This window comes from Streptomyces sp. NPDC048734, from assembly GCF_043198675.1.
Lineage (GTDB): Bacteria > Actinomycetota > Actinomycetes > Streptomycetales > Streptomycetaceae > Streptomyces.
In genome coordinates, this window is record NZ_JBICUZ010000006.1 from 457,852 (window position 1) to 474,750 (window position 16,899).

13 protein-coding genes and 2 pseudogenes are annotated in these 16,899 nt (G+C 74.3%); 8 read left to right on the top strand and 7 right to left on the bottom strand.

Annotated elements, in window-relative coordinates:
* The first annotated feature begins 35 nt into the window (after positions 1 to 35).
* Positions 36 to 1,535 carry a PLP-dependent aminotransferase family protein gene (locus ACGFQC_RS19280; RefSeq protein ID WP_363091433.1) on the top strand — a complete coding sequence of 500 codons (1,500 nt, stop codon included), beginning with the start codon at positions 36 to 38 and terminating at the stop codon, positions 1,533 to 1,535.
* A 64-nt stretch (positions 1,536 to 1,599) separates the two neighbouring features.
* Here the strand turns inward: ACGFQC_RS19280 and ACGFQC_RS19285 are convergent, their stop codons facing one another.
* Both ACGFQC_RS19285 and ACGFQC_RS19290 read right to left on the bottom strand, forming a co-directional pair.
* Positions 1,600 to 3,168, bottom strand: a complete 1,569-nt coding sequence (locus ACGFQC_RS19285) for a hypothetical protein (RefSeq protein WP_393288400.1) — start codon at positions 3,166 to 3,168, stop codon at positions 1,600 to 1,602.
* A gap of 54 nt (positions 3,169 to 3,222) precedes the next feature.
* Positions 3,223 to 3,417: a hypothetical protein gene (locus ACGFQC_RS19290; protein ID WP_363091434.1), complete on the bottom strand. Its 195-nt coding sequence runs from the start codon at positions 3,415 to 3,417 to the stop codon at positions 3,223 to 3,225.
* 263 nt (positions 3,418 to 3,680) lie between these two features.
* Between ACGFQC_RS19290 and ACGFQC_RS19295 the strand changes: the two genes are divergently transcribed.
* The 4 genes from ACGFQC_RS19295 (at position 3,681) to ACGFQC_RS19310 (ending at position 8,338) form a co-directional block, all read left to right on the top strand.
* Entirely contained in the window at positions 3,681 to 4,073 is a 393-nt protein-coding gene (locus tag ACGFQC_RS19295; RefSeq protein ID WP_363091435.1) for an ankyrin repeat domain-containing protein, read from the top strand.
* Between the two features lie 324 nt (positions 4,074 to 4,397).
* Positions 4,398 to 5,819, top strand: coding sequence for a HEAT repeat domain-containing protein (locus ACGFQC_RS19300; RefSeq protein ID WP_363091436.1), 1,422 nt, complete (start codon positions 4,398 to 4,400; stop codon positions 5,817 to 5,819).
* A 168-nt stretch (positions 5,820 to 5,987) separates the two neighbouring features.
* Positions 5,988 to 7,115 carry a glycosyltransferase family 1 protein gene (locus tag ACGFQC_RS19305; protein ID WP_363091437.1) on the top strand — a complete coding sequence of 376 codons (1,128 nt, stop codon included), beginning with the start codon at positions 5,988 to 5,990 and terminating at the stop codon, positions 7,113 to 7,115.
* Positions 7,112 to 8,338, top strand: a complete 1,227-nt coding sequence (locus ACGFQC_RS19310) for a glycosyltransferase (protein WP_363091438.1) — start codon at positions 7,112 to 7,114, stop codon at positions 8,336 to 8,338. Before ACGFQC_RS19305 ends, ACGFQC_RS19310 begins: the two co-directional genes overlap by 4 nt.
* Before the next feature lie 16 nt (positions 8,339 to 8,354).
* On the opposite strand, the gene ACGFQC_RS19315 is transcribed toward ACGFQC_RS19310, so the two are convergent.
* The 5 genes and pseudogenes from ACGFQC_RS19315 to ACGFQC_RS19335 all read right to left on the bottom strand — a co-directional run.
* Positions 8,355 to 9,224: a biotin-dependent carboxyltransferase family protein gene (locus tag ACGFQC_RS19315; RefSeq protein ID WP_363091439.1), complete on the bottom strand. Its 870-nt coding sequence runs from the start codon at positions 9,222 to 9,224 to the stop codon at positions 8,355 to 8,357.
* 316 nt (positions 9,225 to 9,540) lie between these two features.
* Positions 9,541 to 10,167: an allophanate hydrolase subunit 1 gene (locus tag ACGFQC_RS19320; protein ID WP_363091459.1), complete on the bottom strand. Its 627-nt coding sequence runs from the start codon at positions 10,165 to 10,167 to the stop codon at positions 9,541 to 9,543.
* A complete protein-coding gene (locus ACGFQC_RS19325; RefSeq protein WP_363091440.1) occupies positions 10,164 to 10,916 on the bottom strand; it encodes a 5-oxoprolinase subunit PxpA in 753 nt (250 codons plus the stop codon). The genes ACGFQC_RS19320 and ACGFQC_RS19325 overlap by 4 nt, the downstream gene beginning before the upstream one ends.
* A 12-nt stretch (positions 10,917 to 10,928) precedes the next feature.
* Positions 10,929 to 11,758, bottom strand: a pseudogene (locus tag ACGFQC_RS19330) (putative hydro-lyase).
* A 7-nt stretch (positions 11,759 to 11,765) separates the two neighbouring features.
* A pseudogene (locus ACGFQC_RS19335) lies at positions 11,766 to 13,054 on the bottom strand (MFS transporter); the annotation flags it as partial.
* Between the two features lie 176 nt (positions 13,055 to 13,230).
* Here ACGFQC_RS19335 and ACGFQC_RS19340 point away from each other — a divergent pair.
* The 3 genes from ACGFQC_RS19340 to ACGFQC_RS19350 all read left to right on the top strand — a co-directional run bounded on the left by ACGFQC_RS19340 (position 13,231) and on the right by ACGFQC_RS19350 (position 16,846).
* Positions 13,231 to 13,935 carry a GntR family transcriptional regulator gene (locus tag ACGFQC_RS19340; RefSeq protein WP_363091441.1) on the top strand — a complete coding sequence of 235 codons (705 nt, stop codon included), beginning with the start codon at positions 13,231 to 13,233 and terminating at the stop codon, positions 13,933 to 13,935.
* A gap of 322 nt (positions 13,936 to 14,257) precedes the next feature.
* Complete coding sequence (locus ACGFQC_RS19345) at positions 14,258 to 15,784, top strand: hypothetical protein (protein ID WP_363091442.1); 1,527 nt, start codon at positions 14,258 to 14,260, stop codon at positions 15,782 to 15,784.
* A gap of 186 nt (positions 15,785 to 15,970) precedes the next feature.
* Positions 15,971 to 16,846, top strand: coding sequence for a hypothetical protein (locus ACGFQC_RS19350; protein ID WP_363091443.1), 876 nt, complete (start codon positions 15,971 to 15,973; stop codon positions 16,844 to 16,846).
* The last annotated feature ends 53 nt before the right edge of the window (positions 16,847 to 16,899 follow it).

A 16,899-nucleotide genomic window follows, 5' to 3' on the forward strand; every position in this document is an offset into this window, starting at 1 on the left:
TCCATGGCCAATTCCGGGAAGGTGGACTGATATCCATGGCGCAGTGGACCTCGGCGGTGGGGGCCGCGCAGCTCGCACGGCTCCTCACGTCCCAGCAGGAGCGGCCCGCCGGCCCCGGGACGCGCCGCCCGCCCGCCTACCGCGCCCTCGCCGACGGCGTCCGGCTGCTCGTTCTGGAAGGGCGGGTCCCCGTCGCCGCGCGCCTGCCCGCCGAACGCGAACTGGCCCTGGCCCTGTCCGTCAGCCGTACCACCGTCGCCGCCGCCTACGAGGCCCTGCGCGCGGAGGGATTCCTGGAGTCCCGGCGCGGCGCCGGAAGCTGGACGTCCGTCCCCGCGGGCAACCCGGTGCCCGCGCGCGGGCTGGAACCCCTGCCGCCCGAGGCCCTCGGCTCGGTGATCGACCTGGGCTGCGCCGCCCTCCCCGCCCCCGAGCCATGGCTCACCCGGGCCGTTCAGGGCGCACTGGAGGAGCTGCCCCCGTACGCCCACACGCACGGCGACTACCCGGCGGGACTGCCCGCCCTGCGCGCGATGATCGCCGAGAGGTACACCCGGCGCGGGATCCCGACGATGCCCGAGCAGATCATGGTGACCACGGGCGCGATGGGCGCCATCGACGCCATCTGTCACCTCTTCGGCGGCCGCGGCGAGCGCATCGCCGTCGAATCGCCCTCGTACGCCAACATCCTCCAGCTGATGCGGGAGGCGGGCGCCCGGCTGGTGCCCGTGGCGATGGCCGAGGGGCTCGCCGGGTGGGACATGGACCGCTGGCGGCAGGTCCTGCGCGAGGCCGCGCCGCGCATCGCCTACGTGGTCGCCGACTTCCACAACCCGACCGGGGCGCTCGCCGACGAGGACCAGCGGCGTCGGCTCGTCGAGGCGGCCCGGTCGGCCGGGACCGTGCTGGTCGCCGACGAGACGATGACCGAGCTGTGGCTCGACGACGACGTCGAGATGCCCCGCCAGGTCTGCGGCTTCGACCCCGCCGGGTCGACGGTGATCACCGTGGGCTCGGCGAGCAAGGCCTTCTGGGCCGGCATGCGCATCGGCTGGGTACGGGCCGCCCCCGACGTCATCCGCAGCCTGGTCGCGGCCCGCGCCTATGCCGACCTCGGGACGCCGGTCCTGGAGCAGCTGGCCGTGAACTGGCTCTTCAGTACCGGCGGCTGGGAGCAGGCCGTGGACCTGCGCCGCGCACAGGCCAGGGACAACCGGGACGCGCTGGTCGCGGCGGTGCGCCGGGAGCTGCCCGCGTGGGAGTTCGCCGTGCCGAAGGGCGGGCTGACCCTGTGGGTACGGGCCGGGGGGCTCTCCGGGTCCCGGCTGGCCGAGGCGGGGGAGCGCGTCGGGGTGCGGGTGCCGTCCGGGCCCCGGTTCGGGGTCGACGGAGCCTTCGAGGGCTTCGTGCGGCTGCCGTTCACCGTGGGCGGCGCGGTGGCGGACGAGGCGGCGACGCGGCTGGCCGCGGCCGCCCGGATCGTGGAGAGCGGGGGGACCGCGGGCGGTGAGGGCCCCCGCACGTTCGTGGCGTGACGGGCGGCGGCCGGGTGGGGGACCACCCGGCCGCGGCCCGTCGGTGTGCGCGCGACAGGTCCGGTCAGGAACTCTCCGCCGCCACGGCCTCGGCCGGCACCGGCAGCTTCTCGCCGTCCGCGGGTGTCGTCCGCGGCGGCAGCAGCTCCAGCACCGCCTGCCGGTGCGCGTCGCTGGTGGCGTCGTCGTACGGGTCAGGAGTCGCCGGCACCTGGAGACGGTGCGCCGGGCCGCTGCCCAGCCGGGCGTAACCGCGCCCCGGCGGGACGTGCTCGGCGGGGGAGGTGTGCGGCCGGACGCCCAGGACCGCCTCCAGCAGGGCGGCGGGGGCGGGCCCGAGGACGACCCGCGCGCGCGTGTGCTGCCGTACGGATTCGCTCAGTGTCTCCAGGCAGTCGAACTGTTCGGCCACCACCACCGTGACCTGGGCCGCGCGGCCGTGCCGGAGGGGAGCCTGGAGGAGGGACTGCGGGTCCTTGCGGCCGTCGGCGTCGGCGAGGTGGGTGAACGCCGTCGGCCGGTCGAGCAGGATCCACAGGGGGCGCTTGGTGTCGTCCGGCGGCGGGTGGCCCTCCTGACGGGCGCGGTTCGCGGCGATCAGACGGCGCTCGGTCTCGTGTGCCGCCCACTCCAGACTGGCCAGTGCCCCGGCGAGCCCGACCTCGACCCCCAGGACGCCGTCCCGGCCGGTCAGGCAGGCGTACTCGCCGGTGCCGCCGCCGTCGATGACCAGGACGTCGCCGGACCGGAGGGCCTGGAGGGCGATGGAGCGCAGCAGGGTCGAAGTGCCGCTGCCGGGCTGGCCGACCGCCAACAGGTGGGGCTCGGTGGAGCGGATGCCGGTGCGCCAGACGACCGGCGGGACGTCGCGCCGCTCCTCGCCGTGGGTGAGCGGGAGCGTGCGCTGTACCCGGGAGGGATCGGTGAAGCCCAGGACGGTTTCGCCGGGCGCGGTCACGAAGCGCTGGGCGGCGAGGTCGGTGGGGAGCGGGGCGAGCACCGACACGGTGAGCGTGTTGCCCTCCTCGTCCCAGTCGAAGTGGTACTCCCGCCCCCGGCCGGACTTGGCCGTGAGCAGGTGCTCGACCCGAGCGCGCGCCTCGGCCTCACCGTCCGGGAAGTACGCGGGGTAGTGGATCTCCAGTCGGGTGGTCCGCCCCGAGCCGTCGAACTCGTAGGACGGGAAGGCCTTCTCCCACTCGCCGCCGTGCGCGTAGAGGGGAGAAGGGTCCTCCGTCGTGGAGAAGTACGGCACCAGGGCTTCGTACAGGGCCTGGAGCCGCTGGATCTGCGACTCGTCGGGGCCGTCGGGAACCGGTGGGGTGCGGTCCCGGCCCTGCCAGGCGGCTGCCGCCATCACGGTGATGACGGCGAGCAGCGGTCCGTACGGTACGAGCGCCACGACCAGGACCACCGAGGCCACCAGGAACAGCAGCGGCCCGCGCCTGTCCTTGGGGGTCTCGGCCCACTTGCGCCGCCCGGCCGAGGCCAACCGGCCCAGACCGCGGGTCACCGTGATCAGCGGGTGGAGGATGTCGGTGGCGCTGTCCGCCGCCGTCCGGGCCAGCTCCCGGCTCCGGGCGATCTGCGCGCTGCCTGTGCTCAGGATGCGGGGGAGGGGGCGCCGGGCCACTGCTGTCTCCTGAAGGTGCGTACGGAAGGGACGGACGGCGGGGGACGGACGGCCTCAGAACTTGATGCCGCCGAGGATGCTGGCCAGGCTCTCGCCGCCGGCCTTGATGCTCGGGGCGATGGCCGTACTGGCCAGGTAGAAGCCGAACAGGGCGCAGACGAAGCAGTGCGACGCCTTGAGCCCGTCCTTGCGGCAGAAGAGGAAGACGATGACGCCGAGCAGGACCACGCCTGAGATGGACAGGATCATTTCGGTTCTCCTGGTTCACGGGGGACAGTCACCATGAGTACTTCCAGGCTCACAGGATGTATCCATACGATAAAAGGTGCAACTGGGTGAAATAAGGCGAATTTCCCCCGTGTGGCGGAGGTTCTGAAGAGCCGCGTGAGCAGGGGGGTTGCGGCGAACGGGTCCCGCCGTGATGGTTGCCTCCGGCGGGTCGCGCCATGTGTCCGGGGAGCCAGTACCCTGGCGATTCACCTGAACGGTTGCAATGAGAGGCGGTCCGGCCGATGACCGAAGTCCCCGACCCCGAGGTCGTGGAACTGGCGACCAAGATCTTCGATCTTGCTCGCCGGGGACAGACCGAGGCGCTCGTGGCCTACGTCGACGCGGGCGTTCCGGCCGACCTCACCAACGACCGGGGCGACTCGCTCGTGATGCTCGCCGCCTACCACGGCCACGCCGGGGCGGTCCGGGCGCTGCTGGCCCGGGGAGCCGAGGCGGACCGGATCAACGACCGGGGCCAGACCCCCCTCGCCGGTGCCGTCTTCAAGGGGGAGACGGACGTCATCCACGTCCTTCTGGGGGCCGGCGCCGACCCTGCCGCGGGCACCCCCTCGGCAGTCGACACGGCCCGCATGTTCGGCAGGACGGAGCTGCTGGAACTGTTCGGCGTGGGGTGAGCCGAGGGTTCCTGAGCGGGTGAGAAGCGGTTCCTGACCAGGTAAAACGACGACCACGGGGGAGGCGGTACAGGGCCGCCGGAAATTTCGGTCGCGGCAGGCTGAGCTGCCGAGTCATCATGACGACGTGATTCACGGACGCGATGGCCGGGCAGGTGTTGCCGCACCGCGCGGGCCGTGATGCGGTCCGCATGGGCCACCGACGAGAGGCAGAGGAAGATGGCTTACAGCAAGCAGGAAACGGCGGGCGCCCCGACGTGTTGTCACGCGGCCAGGTAATGCACGTCCCCGGTTGCGTCGACGCTTGATGTGAGGCTGTTTCCCATGTTCGATCCGTTCATAGCGCCCAGCGGTACGCTGCTCGGCCTGCTCCAGCGGGGCCGCGGCGACGGCACACTGCACGCGCTCACCGCCCCCCGCGCCGAGGCGCTCGCGGCACTCGACCACTGCGTGCTGCGCGATCCCCGCCACGACTGGCAGGTGGAGAACCGCTCCCTCTACTACGCCCGTCTCTACCTCGACCTGGGCGGCGGCCTCGACGAGATCGAGGCGCACCTCTTCGACGCCGAGGACGCCTTCGACACCGAGGAGAGCCGTACCGGCCTGAGCCTGGCCGTCCTCGGCCACCTCGCCTCCTACGGCAGGCGGGACGCCCTCGACCTGCTGCGCAGGTACGCCGCCTCGGGCTCCAACTGGGCCTGGGCGCTGGACGAACTCGCCCTGCGCGACGACGACGCCGGCCTGCGCGCCCTCGCCGCCCCCGTGCTCGCGCGGTTCTCCACCGACCCCGAGGGGGAGGCCGAACTGGCCGCCGTCGTACGGGACGCGTTCGAGCCCCGGCCCTGGCGGCTGTGGGCCGAGGACCCCCGCGAGTACGTCTCCGCACGCGTGCGTGCCGCCCAGGAAGCCGGATGCTTCGACCGCTGGCAGCGGCAGATGAGCCCCACCGGTCCCCGCCCCGGCTGGAGCGTGCGGGCCGTGTTCGAGTGGGCCCAGCAAGGCATCGAACGGGGCGCCGCGCTCCATGTCCCCGCCGCCCGCTGCCTCACCGCAGTGGCCGGGCCGGAGGACCGCGCGGAGATCGTGCGGGCTGCCGAGGACGGCACCGAGGGGGCCCGGTGCACCGCCCTGCGCTATCTCGCCGATCACGACGACCCCGAGGCCCCAGACCTGATCGAACAGGCCGTGGTGACGGGCGGCGGGTTCGTCGTGGAGGCCGCCGTCGACGCCTTCGAACGCATGCGCAGCAGCGCCGCGGTCGACCGGGCCCGCGGCTGGGCCCACCGGCCCGACGCCCTCGGCGCCGCGGCCGGGCGGGTGCTCGCCTGCCGGGGCACCGTCCGTGACGGCGACCTGGTACTCGGCGCCCTGCGCGAGGCCGTGCGCGGCGAGGGCTGCGACGCGCCGACCCTGTGGACCCTGGTCGACGGCGCCGGACGGCTGGGCATCGCCTGCGCGGCCCCGGTGCTGCGCCACATCTACCGCGAGACCGCCTCGTCCCATCTGCGCGGGCGCTGCGCCCGCGCGCTCGCCGCCACCGACCCCTCCTTCGCCACCGGCTTCGCCGTCGAGTGCCTGTGGGACTGCGAGGAGACCACCCGCGAGATCGCCGCGCGGCACGCCGAGACCGGTGACGCCCGGGTCGTGGAACGGCTCCGCCGCCTGGCCGCCGACCCCGCCGAGGAGGCGGAGGTCCAGACGGCCGTACGCAGCCGGATCGGGCCGGACGCCGCCTCCGCCATGTGAGCGACGGCACAGGCGTACCCGCCGGGTGAACGGCGGACGACCCGCGGGTCAGACGGGCGTGGCCGCCGTCTGACCTGCCCGGGCGTGCGGGGCAACGCTCATGGGACGTTCGGCCTCCGGAAAGATCCACTTTGACGCGTACACGTCCTGCGTGGCGACAACACCCGTATGCGTGTCGTCATCGTGACCGAATCCTTTCCCCCCGACGTCAACGGCGTGGCCCACTGCGCGCTCCAGACCGCCCGGCACCTCGTGGACCGCGGCCACCTCCCGCTCGTCGTCGCGCCGGCCACCGCGGCCGGTTCCGCGCCGGACACCGAAGCGCCCTGTCCCGTCGTCCGCGTCCCCTCCCTCCCGCTTCCGGGCTACCCCCAGGTCCGCGTCGCCCTCCCCAGCCGACGCGTCGCCGCGGCCCTCGCCGACCACCGGGCCGACATGGTCCACCTGGCCGGCCCCTTCGTCCTCGGCGTACGCGGCATGGCCGCCGCCACCCGGCTCGGCATCCCCGCCGTGGCCGTCTACCAGACCGACCTGGCCGGATACGCCCGCACCTACGTGCACGCCGGCGAGGCGGCCGCCTGGCGCCGCATCCGCTCCGTGCACGCCGCCGCCGACCTCACTCTCGCCCCCTCCAGCGCGGCCCTGCACGACCTGACCACGCACGGCGTGCCCCGGGTCAGGCTGTGGCCGCGCGGCGTCGACGCCGTCCGCTTCCGCCCCGACCTCCGCGACGAGGCGCTGCGCCGGCAACTCGCCCCGAACGGAGAGGTGATCGTCGGCTACGTCGGGCGACTCGCCCCCGAGAAGCAGGTCGAACTCCTCTCCGGCGTCTGCGGCCTGGCCGGCGTGCGCGTCGTGGTGGTGGGCGACGGTCCCGCCCGGCCGGGGCTCGCCGAGGCACTGCCCAAAGCGGTCTTCCTCGGCCGCCGCACCGGCGACGAACTCGCCCGCGTCTTCGCCTCGCTGGACGTCTTCGCGCACACCGGGCCCTTCGAGACGTTCTGCCAGACCGTGCAGGAGGCCATGGCGAGCGGCGTCCCGGTCGTCGCGCCCGCCACCGGCGGACCGCTGGACCTGGTCGACCACGGGCGCACCGGCCTGCTCGTCCCGCCGCGCGACGCCGGCGCCGTGCGCGACGCGGTGGCCGCCCTGGCCGCCGACCCGGCGCGCCGGAGGGCCTACGGGGCCGCCGGACGGGCCACGGTCGAGGGCCGTACCTGGGCCGCCGTCGGCGACCAGCTGATCGGCCACTACGGCGACGTCCTCACCGCGCGCTGGCCGGTGGTGGCCGCATGAGTGCCGGACCGCTGCGGATCGTCCGTCTCGCCAATTTCGTCGCGCCCGCCTCGGGCGGACTGCGCACGGCGCTGCGCGAACTGGGCAAGGGCTACCGCGCCGCCGGACACGAACCGGTCCTGGTCGTGCCGGGCGACCGGGCGAGCGACCGCGACACCGAACAGGGCAGGGTGATCACCCTGCCCGGACCCCTGCTGCCCGGCACCGGCGGCTACCGCGTCCTCACCGACAAGCGGCGGGTCGCCCGGCTGCTCGAACACCTGGAGCCGGACCGCCTCGAGGTCTGCGACCGTACGACGCTGCGCTGGACCGGCAGGTGGGCGCGACGGGCCCGGGTGCCCGCCGTCATGGTCTCCCACGAGACCGCCGACGGCGTGCTGCGCACGTGGGGGCTGTCGGAGGGGGCCGCCCGGCGAGCCGCCGACTCGCTCAACGTCCGTACGGCGCACAGCTACGCGCGCGTGGTCTGCACGACCGGGTTCGCCGAGCGGGAGTTCGTGCGCATCGGCGCCCGGAACGTGATGCGGGCGCCGCTCGGCGTCGACCTGGCCGAACGGCACCCCGCGCTGGCCGACACGCGGCTGCGGGCCCGGTACGCGCGCGACGACCAGACGCTGCTGGTGACGTGCACCCGACTGTCCGTGGAGAAGCGCCCCGGCACGGCGCTGGACGCGCTCGAGTCCCTGGTGCGCCGTGGCACACGCGCGGTGCTGGTGGTGGCCGGCGACGGGCCGCTGCGGAGCCGGCTCGAACGGCGGGCCCGGGAACGCGGGCTGCCGGTCGCCTTCCTCGGCCACGTCCTTGACCGCGGCCTGCTCGGCGCTCTCCAGGCCTGCGCCGACGTGTGTCTCGCGCCGGGGCCCGCGGAGACGTTCGGGCTCGCCGCGCTGGAGGCCATGGCCTGCGGCACGCCCGTGGTCGCCAGCGCCTCCTCGGCGCTGCCCGAGGTGATCGGGGCCGCGGGGGCGACCGCGGCGGATCACGGGGACGCGTTCGCGGACGCCGTGGAGAGGCTGCTGGCGCGGCCCCCCGTGGAGCGGCGCGAGGCGGCACGCGCGCGTGCGGAGCGCTTCGGGTGGACGACGGCCGTGGAGACCTTCCTGGCGGCGCACGACGCGACGGTGCTCACCCGGCCCGGAACGGGAGCGGGGGAGGACAGGGCGGGAGCGTCGCGCTCCGGCGGAGGCGACGGTTCCGTCCGTACGGTTCCCTCCCGGTGCTGACGCCGACCGGGGTGCGTCAGCGACTGCGTACCGCCACGAAGCGGACCGGGGTGCCCGGTGCCGCCTGGGCGGCGTGCGGGAGGTCGGAGGGGCGGACGACCCCGACCACCGGGTAGCCCCCGGTGGTCGGGTGGTCCGCAAGGAAGACCACCGGTCCGCCGTCGGGCGGGACCTGCACGGCGCCCAGGACCATTCCCTCGCTCGGGAGTTCGCCCGTCGCCGCCCGGTCCAGCGCGGGTCCCTCGGTGCGCAGGCCGATGCGGTTGCTCGCCGCGGACACCCGGTACGCGCGCGAGGTGAACACCCGGACCGCCTCGGGCGTGAACCAGTCGTCGCGCGGGCCCAGGGTGACCCGGAGGACCAGTTCGGTCGGAGGCGCGGGCTGCGGGGCGACGTCCACGTGCGCGCACGGCGCGCCCGCCCGTCCCAGGGGCAGGACCGTGCCGTCGGTGAGGGGTGCCGGACCGAGGCCCGAGAGGAGGTCCGTCGAGCGGCTGCCGAGGACGGGATCGACGGCTACGCCGCCGCCCACGGCGACATAGCTCCGTACGCCGCAGACGGCCCGACCGACGTCCAGGACGGCTCCCGCGGGCACCCGCACGGGCGTCCCCCAGGCGGCGGGCCGGCCGTCCACGACGACCCGGCACGGAGCGCCGGTGACGGCCACGGTGACCGCGCACCGAGGGCGCACGGCACAGCCGTCGAGGGTCGTCTCCAGGACGGCCGTCCCGGACGGGTTCCCGACGAGCCGGTTGCCGAGCGCCGCCGCGGGCGCGTCCAGGGCTCCGGAGCGCGGCACGCCGAGATGGGCGTGGCCGGGGCGGCCCCGGTCCTGCACGGTGGTCAGCGCCCCGGCGCGGACGACGACGAGCGCACGGTCCGTCATACGGCGCCCTCACGTGCGTGGGCGACGCTGGTGCCCTCGGCGGTGCGGCCGGGCGCGCGGCTCGTGCCGTGCCGGAGCAGGGAGCCGGCCGTGGGCCGCGAGCCGGGCCGGCCTCGGCCGGTGCCCGCGCGCGCCGGGCAGCGCGCGGCGGCGAGGGCACTCCCGCCGCGGTCACGTGGCACCGGCACCGGCACCGGCATCGAGCCGCTCCCGCCGCAGCGGCGCGGCATCGGTATCCGGCTGTCGACGCCGCGGCCGGGTGGCACCGTTGTCCGGCCGTCGACGCCGCGGCGACGTGGTACCGGCATGAGGACGTTCATGCCGCGCCCTCCCGGTCCCCCGGGACGAAGCGCACGCGCGTGCCCGGTGTCAGCAGTGCGGCCGGCACGCGCGCGTGGTCCCACAGCACGGCGGGCGTGGTCCCGATCAGCTGCCAGCCGCCCGGCGAGGAGCGCGGATAGACCCCCGTGTACGGGCCCGCCAGCGCCACCGACCCGGCCGGCACGGCGGTGCGCGGGGCCGCCCGGCGCGGGACGTCGTAGCGCGGCGGCAGGCCCGTGAGGTAGCCGAAGCCGGGTGCGAAGCCGCAGAAGGCGACGCGGAACTCGGTGGCCGCGTGGATGCGGGCCACCTCCTGGGCGAGTACGCCCCAGTGGGCGGCGACCTCGGCCAGGTCGGGGCCGTCGTACCGCACCGGCAGCTCGATCACCCCACCCGTGCGCGGGGGAGCGGGCGGCACGGCGGCCGTGGTCAGTTCGGCGGCCCAGCGGGCCGGGTCGGCCAGACCGTCGAGGAGGACCGTACGGGCCGCCGGGACGATCTCACGCACGCTCAGCGAGCCCTCCGCGCGGCGCCGCAGCAACTCGGCGTGGAGGGCTTGGACCTCCGCACCGGAGGCCACCTCGACGAGCAGGGCGTCCCGGCCGACGGGCAGCGCCCTCATGCGAACGCCGCCACGCGCACACCGGACTCCTCCAGCCGCCGCCGGACCCGGCGGGCCAGCTCCACCGCGCCGGGCGTGTCGCCGTGCAGGCAGAGGGAGCGCGCGCGTACCTCGATGCGCGACCCCGCGCGGGAGGTGACCTCTCCGAGCCTGGCCAGGCTCACCGACCGCTCGACGACGGCGTCCGCATCGGTGATCACGGCCCCGTCCCGGCCCCGGGGCACCAGCGTGCCCTCCTCGGTGTAGGCGCGGTCCGCGAACGCCTCCGTGACGGCGGACAGCCCCGCCTTCCCGGCCAGTTCCAGCAGGCGCGAGCCCGGCAGCCCGAGCACGGGCAGCGTCGCGTCGGCCAGGAGCACGCCGTCGACCACCGCCGCCGCCTGCTCCTCGTCGTGCACGACCCGGTTGTAGAGCGCGCCGTGCGGTTTGACGTACGCCACGCGGGCGCCCGCCGCGCGGGCGAAGACCTCCAGGGCACCGATCTGGTAGGCCACCTCGGCGGCCAGTTCGGCGGGCGGCACGTCCATCGCGCGCCGCCCGAACCCGGCGAGGTCGCGGTAGGAGACCTGCGCGCCGATCGTCACCCCCCGCCCGGCAGCCAGCTCGCACACCCGCCGCATGGTGGACGCGTCCCCGGCATGGAAGCCGCAGGCCACGTTGGCGCTGGTCACGACGGACAGCAGTTGCTCGTCGTCCGTCAGCTGCCAGCGTCCGAAACCCTCGCCGAGGTCGGCGTTGAGATCGATCATGCTGTCTCCTGGTCAGGCCACGCGGTACTGCTCGTCGCGGGCGTCGGTGAGGAACATCTGTCCCGGTGCGTGGGTGAGGGCGAACGGCGGGCGCGAGGCCGTCACCGCGGCCTGCGGGGTCACCCCGCAGGCCCGGAGCACCGGGATGTCGTCCGGCCCGGCGTCCACCGGTTCCCCGGAATCGGGGCGGCCGAGGTCGGCGATGCCCAGTCCCGACGGATCGCCGCAGTGTACGGGGCTGCCGTCCACCGCCGGGAGCAGACCGCTCTCCCGGATCGCCGCCGCCAGGTGATCCGGCGGCACCGGCCGCATGGACACCACCAGCGGGCCGCGCAGCCACCCCGCCGGACGGCACTGACGGCTCGTCACGTACATCGGGACGTTGCGTCCCTGCTCGACGTGGCGGACCGGCACGCCCGCCCGGTCAGTGCCCACCCGAAGGTGAAGCTGCACCCGATGAGGAACGACACCAGGTCGTCCCGCCAGTACCCGCGCACCTCCGTCGGCTCGTCCACCAGCTCGCCGTCCCGCCACACCCGGTAGCGCGGCAGTTCGGTGCGCAGATCCGCGCCCTCGGCCAGGGCGGTCGTCCAGGAGCCGGCGTCGGTGACGTCCAGGACCGGACAGGGCTTGGGGTGGCGCCGGCGGAACCGGAGCATGTCGTACGCCCAGTCCGCGGGCACCGAGATCAGGTTGGCCTGGGTGCGGCCCGCGGCGACGCCTGCCATAGGGCCGGTCAGGCCGTCCCGGAAGCGGGACCGGGCAATCGTCGGGCTCCACGCGTGCGCGTGCTCGTCGACGAGGGCCACCGGGCGGTCCCGCACGGTGACCGGACGCTTCACTCCAGCCCCTTCCGCGCGTCTCCGGCAGCCCCGGCAGCGCCAGTGCCGCGAGGCCGTAACCGATCGCGCCGAAGACCAGGGCCCCGCCCACGCCCCAGCCGTCGGCGAGGAAGCCGACCGTGGTGGGGAAGACGGCGCCGACGGCACGCCCGGTGTTGTGAGTGAAGCCCTGGCCCGTCCCGCGCACGGCCGCCGGGTACAGCTCGCTCAGGAAGGACCCGAAACCGCTGAGGATGGCCGACATGCAGAACCCGAGCGGGAACCCGAGGACCAGCAGCAGGGTGTCCGCGCCGCTCGGGATGTTGGCGTACGCCAGGATGCAGACCGCCGACAGCAGGGCGAACAGCCAGATGTTGCGGCGCCGGCCCAGCCGGTCGGTGAGATGCCCGCCGGCCAGATGGCCGAGGAAGGCGCCGGAGATCAGGAACGTCAGATAGCCGCCCGTGTCGACCACCGACAGCCCGCGCTCGCTCTTGAGGTACGTCGGCGCCCAGGTCGCCAGCGTGTGGTAACCGCCCTGGACGCCCGTGGAGAGCAGGCCCGCGAGGACCGTCGTGCGCAGCAGGGGGCCACGGAAGATCGCGCTGAAGGAATCCCTGCCGGCGGTGCGCTCGCGCGCGGCGACCGCCGTGGGCGCGTTCCGCACGCGGCGCCGCATCCACACCACGAGCAGGGCGGGCAGGGCGCCGGTCCAGAACATCACGCGCCAGGCCACGTCGTCGCCGAGGAGGGAGGAGACCAGTGTGTACACGACCGCCGCCAGGCCCCAGCCGACGGCCCACGAGCTCTGGATCGCGCCCAGGGTGCGGCCCCGGTGCCGCGCGCTCGCGTACTCGGCGACCAGGATCGCGCCGACGGCCCACTCGCCGCCGAAACCGAGGCCCTGGAGGGAACGGAAGAGCAGCAGCGTCTCATAGGCGGGCGCGAAGCCGCAGGCCACGGTGAAGACGGCGTAGGTGCGACCGTGATCATCAGGGCCCTGACCCGGCCGATCCGGTCGGCGAGGACGCCCGCGAGGGCGCCGCCGACCGCCGAGGCCACCAGCGTCACGGTGGTGAACAGGCCGGTCTGACCGCTGTCCAGGCCGAAGTGGGCGGCCAGCGCGACCATGCTGAGCGGCAGCGTGAAGTAGTCGTAGGAGTCCAGGGCATAGCCGCCGAAGGCGCCCGCGAAGGCGCGGCGGCCCCACGGGCCCGGGGCGCGCAACCAGCCCAGCGCACCGTCCTCGGCGGCTCGTTCGGCTTCCGGGAGACGGGCGTCGGTGGGTGGGGCCTGCGGTGGAGGGGGCGTCCTCATGGGGCACCTCGCAGAGGGGTGACGGAGGGTGCTGGGGCTGAGCCGTGCCGTGCGGAGGTGGTGCCGTGCGGAGGTGGTGCCGTGCGGAGCAAGATGTCCAGCAAGGTAGAGGATTGTTGAACGATCCCTCAATACCCCCGTTGTTTCGTCCTGGTGTCTGCGGTTGAATTCCGGGCATGGCAGAGCAGCTGGCGGGACTGGCCGACGACCGCGCCCTCCTGGGCCGCACCAGTACGGCCGAACGCGTCTCGGACATCCTCAGGAGCCGTGTCGCCGAGGGCTATTTCCCGCCGGGGACGCGCCTGTCGGAGGACAGCATCGGCGGTGCCCTCGGCGTCTCCCGCAACACCCTGCGCGAGGCGTTCCGGCTGCTCACCCACGAACGCCTGCTGGTCCACGAACTGAACCGGGGCGTGTTCGTCAGGATCCTGACCGTCGAGGACGTCGAGGACATCTACCGCACGCGCGCCCTCGTCGAGTGCGCCGTCGTACGAGGTCTGGGGGAGCCGCCGTACGCCCTCGGCAACCTCGGCGAGGCCGTCGGGGAGGGGCAGCGGGCGGTGCGCGAAGGTGACTGGAAAGCGTTGGGTACGGCCAACATCCACTTCCACCGGGAACTGGTCGCCCTCGCGGGCAGCGAACGCACCGACGAGCTGATGCGCAGCGTCTTCGCCGAACTGCGTCTGGCCTTCCACGTCGTCGACGACCCCCGCCGGCTGCACGAGCCCTACCTCGCCCGCAACCGCCAGATCCTCCAGGCGCTCGAGGCCGGTGGCCGGGACGAGGCGGAGAAGCTGCTCGCCGTGTATCTCACCGACTCACTGCAACGGATCGTCGAGGTGTACCGGCGGCGGGTGGGTGAGGACCCCGCAGGCGGCTGAGGCTCTGCCCGGCGGCTCTGGGGGAGTGCGCCTCGACCGGACGTGGCTTGGGCGGCTGCGGCTCCGGCGGGCTGTGGTTCTGGCGGGGGCCTTCGAGGCTTGTGGCTTTGGCGGGCCGTGGCCTTTGATGGGCGTGGCCTCGGTGGGCCGTGGTTCTCGGGGCTCCGGCTCTGGCGGGCCGTCGCCGTCGCAGTCGCAGCCGCTGTCGCAGCCGTGGCCGGGGCGTCCCGGCGTTCGTGTCAGGCGGTCTCGCGCCGCTGTGACGGGGGGAGCTTCTGCGCCGTTTGGGTCGATGTCAGACCGAGGACCTAGTCTGTGCACCGTGACTTCGCCTGCATCGACGGACCGTGTTCCGCCCCAGCTCAGCGCGGGGCCGCGCCCGGCGCCGGGCCCGGCCGCCGACGAGGGACTGGCGCGGCGGCTGCGCGCGCTCGCCTGCACCGCGCCGATCCACGACCTCGACGCACGCAAGGCCAACCTCGCCGGTGAGTACTCGGTCTACGGCATGGCGGAGATCGCCCTCTCCGCGATCGACCTGGTCACCCTGAACATGGACTTCGACACCGGCGCCGACCACGACCAGATAGTCGCCCGTCTGATCCCGCGCATCGCCGCGCAGGCCCCCCAAAGACCGGCCGAGGAACACGAGCGCGTCGCCCGCTGGGTCCTGGAGAACCTGATCAACGTCGGCAGCGTCGACCGCGGCTTCCGCGCCGTGTACGGCACCTTCGCGCCGGACGGCACCTACGTCCGCCGCGACTACGACTTCAAGCTCCTCGAGGAGGTCCCCGGCTATGGCGGCGCGGTCTACCTCCGTACCACGGACGAGGCGGTCAACGTCCTGGTGGGCGCCCTCGACACCGACGTCACCAGCGCGCAGATCGCCGCCGAGGTCAAGCTCGAGGTCCTCGTCCGCCGCGGCCGCCTGGCCGACGCCCAACTCGCCGCCGAGCAGGCCCGCTACCGGACCGTGCAGTACTCGGAAACGCTGCGCCGGGCCCTGGAGGCGACCCGGCGCAACGTCCGCGCGGTGGACTGGCTCAACGCCGTGCCCGACATGATCGCCGAGGCCCTCGACCACGTGGCCGACCGCTACCGCCACGAGAACGCGATCCTCACCAACATCCGCAAGGCCCGCGACGAGATCGAGGACGCGGAGAACAAGCGGCGGGCCGCCGAACTCGTCGACATCGTCAAGGACTGCATCCGCCGCCACACCCAACTGCAGTCCCGGCTGCTGGAGGCCGGACCGCTGTTCCGCGCCGAGCAGGACCGGCAGGCCTTCGCCACCCCCATGACGTCGTCGGGAACAGACCTCTACGGGCATCTCGTCGCGCCCCTGCTGCCGTTGCCGCTGGAGGAGGCGGTCCGGGTCACCGACGCGTTCTTCGCGCACGGGACGGGACTGCGGACACCGGTGTCCGTCCGGGTGGGTGATCTCGTCGACCTGCTGTTGACGCCACCGGTGGAGCGGGAGCACCTCGGCGCGGAGATGCCGGAGCCGGACCTCATCGCGACACCCGACGACAGCCGGTTCAGCGAGGAGCAGCTGGCCGCCGCGATGGAACTGCTGGACCTGCCCGCCGACGCGCCGCGGCGGCTGTCGGGCCTCCTCGCGCAAGCACGCGGGCGAGATCCCGAACTGCCCTACCTGGTGGCCCTGCTGGCGGTGCACGCGGCCAGTCCGGCGGTCGGCACGGCCTATCGGCAGGGCGAGCAGAAGCTGTTGTTCGCCGTCGACGACGGGACCGAACTGGACGATCCGGAGTTCGGCGGGGCCGACCTGATCGTGGGCACGGCGCTGCTGGACGCGGCGGGGATGGCCGCGGACCGGACGGAAGCGGCATGAGGCGGTCCCCGAAGCGAAGCGAAGCCGAGCGAAGCGGCACGAGCCGGATCCGGAAGCGGAACAACACCAACCGGCCACCGCAGCACAAGAGGGAGCGTCCCCGCACGACCCCCGTGAGAACGAGCACCTCCGCACCAACGAGCACTCCCGCACCAACGCGCACCCCCGCAGCAAGGAGCCGAAACCGTGACCGAGCACGTCGACCGGAGTGAGCCCGAGGCCGCCGCGCCGGCCTCCGCCGTCGTCACTCCCGCCGACGCCGCCGACGCGGCGCGGCTCGTCGCCTTCGGGCTCCAGCCCAAACTCCAGCCCGCGCGCGACCAGGAGTACGCCGACCTGCTGCGGCGCTACCGCGAGGACCCGCCGTTCGCGCGGCTCGCGGACGCCGTGGCCACCGGGCTGGGACTGATCGTGCTGGAGGTGTCCCCGCGCGCGGGAATGGCCGTCACCGCCGCCGAGGACTCGGTGTTCGCCGTCCGCATGGGCGACTACGCGCGGCGTACGTCCACCGACTCCGGGGACCGGTTCCTGCACGGTCTGGCCCACCTCGCCGTCGCCGCGATGGCGTTCCCCCGGCCCGAGGACCTGGCCGACGACGGCTACATCGGCCGGGTCAGCGTCAACGGCGTCGACGCCTTCGTGCGCCAGGCCTGCCGCCGGCTGGAGGAGCGGGCGGAACAGCAGGGCGAGAACACCGACCCCGCGACCGACGCCCCGGGCCTGGAAGCCGCCTGGCGCATCTGGGCCAGACGCAGCGCCGCCGGTGCCACCAAGGACGCCCGCCGGCTCGCCGGTTCGACGACCGGCATCGTCGGCAAGGCCGTCGTGTTCCTCACCGACTCCGGGTTCCTCCAGCGCACCGGCGACGACAACGGCGGTACGTACCGGACCACCGCCCGCTACCAGCTCCAGGTCCGCGACATGGCGGGGAGCGCGGCCATGGCCGAGCTGCTGGAACTGGGCGTCGTCCCGGTCACCGACGGCACACCGACCCTGCTGCCCCCCGAGGAGTCCGACGACCTGGAGCTCGTCGCCGACGCGGGACTGCCGTTCCACTCCTGAAGCCGCCCGAACCCTCAAGGCCTGCCGGGACCTCCCGCGGCTTCCGGGACTCC

Bases quoted from the DNA above. Each gene is read 5' to 3' on its own strand.
- ACGFQC_RS19325 (WP_363091440.1), bottom strand. From the start codon at position 10,916: ATGATCGATCTCAACGCCGACCTCGGCGAGGGTTTCGGACGCTGGCAG.
- ACGFQC_RS19310 (WP_363091438.1), top strand. From the start codon at position 7,112: ATGAGTGCCGGACCGCTGCGGATCGTCCGTCTCGCCAATTTCGTCGCG.
- ACGFQC_RS19320 (WP_363091459.1), bottom strand. From the start codon at position 10,167: ATGAGGGCGCTGCCCGTCGGCCGGGACGCCCTGCTCGTCGAGGTGGCC.
- ACGFQC_RS19305 (WP_363091437.1), top strand. From the start codon at position 5,988: ATGCGTGTCGTCATCGTGACCGAATCCTTTCCCCCCGACGTCAACGGC.
- ACGFQC_RS19300 (WP_363091436.1), top strand. From the start codon at position 4,398: ATGTTCGATCCGTTCATAGCGCCCAGCGGTACGCTGCTCGGCCTGCTC.
- ACGFQC_RS19295 (WP_363091435.1), top strand. From the start codon at position 3,681: ATGACCGAAGTCCCCGACCCCGAGGTCGTGGAACTGGCGACCAAGATC.
- ACGFQC_RS19340 (WP_363091441.1), top strand. From the start codon at position 13,231: ATGGCAGAGCAGCTGGCGGGACTGGCCGACGACCGCGCCCTCCTGGGC.
- ACGFQC_RS19290 (WP_363091434.1), bottom strand. From the start codon at position 3,417: ATGATCCTGTCCATCTCAGGCGTGGTCCTGCTCGGCGTCATCGTCTTC.
- ACGFQC_RS19315 (WP_363091439.1), bottom strand. From the start codon at position 9,224: ATGACGGACCGTGCGCTCGTCGTCGTCCGCGCCGGGGCGCTGACCACC.
- ACGFQC_RS19280 (WP_363091433.1), top strand. From the start codon at position 36: ATGGCGCAGTGGACCTCGGCGGTGGGGGCCGCGCAGCTCGCACGGCTC.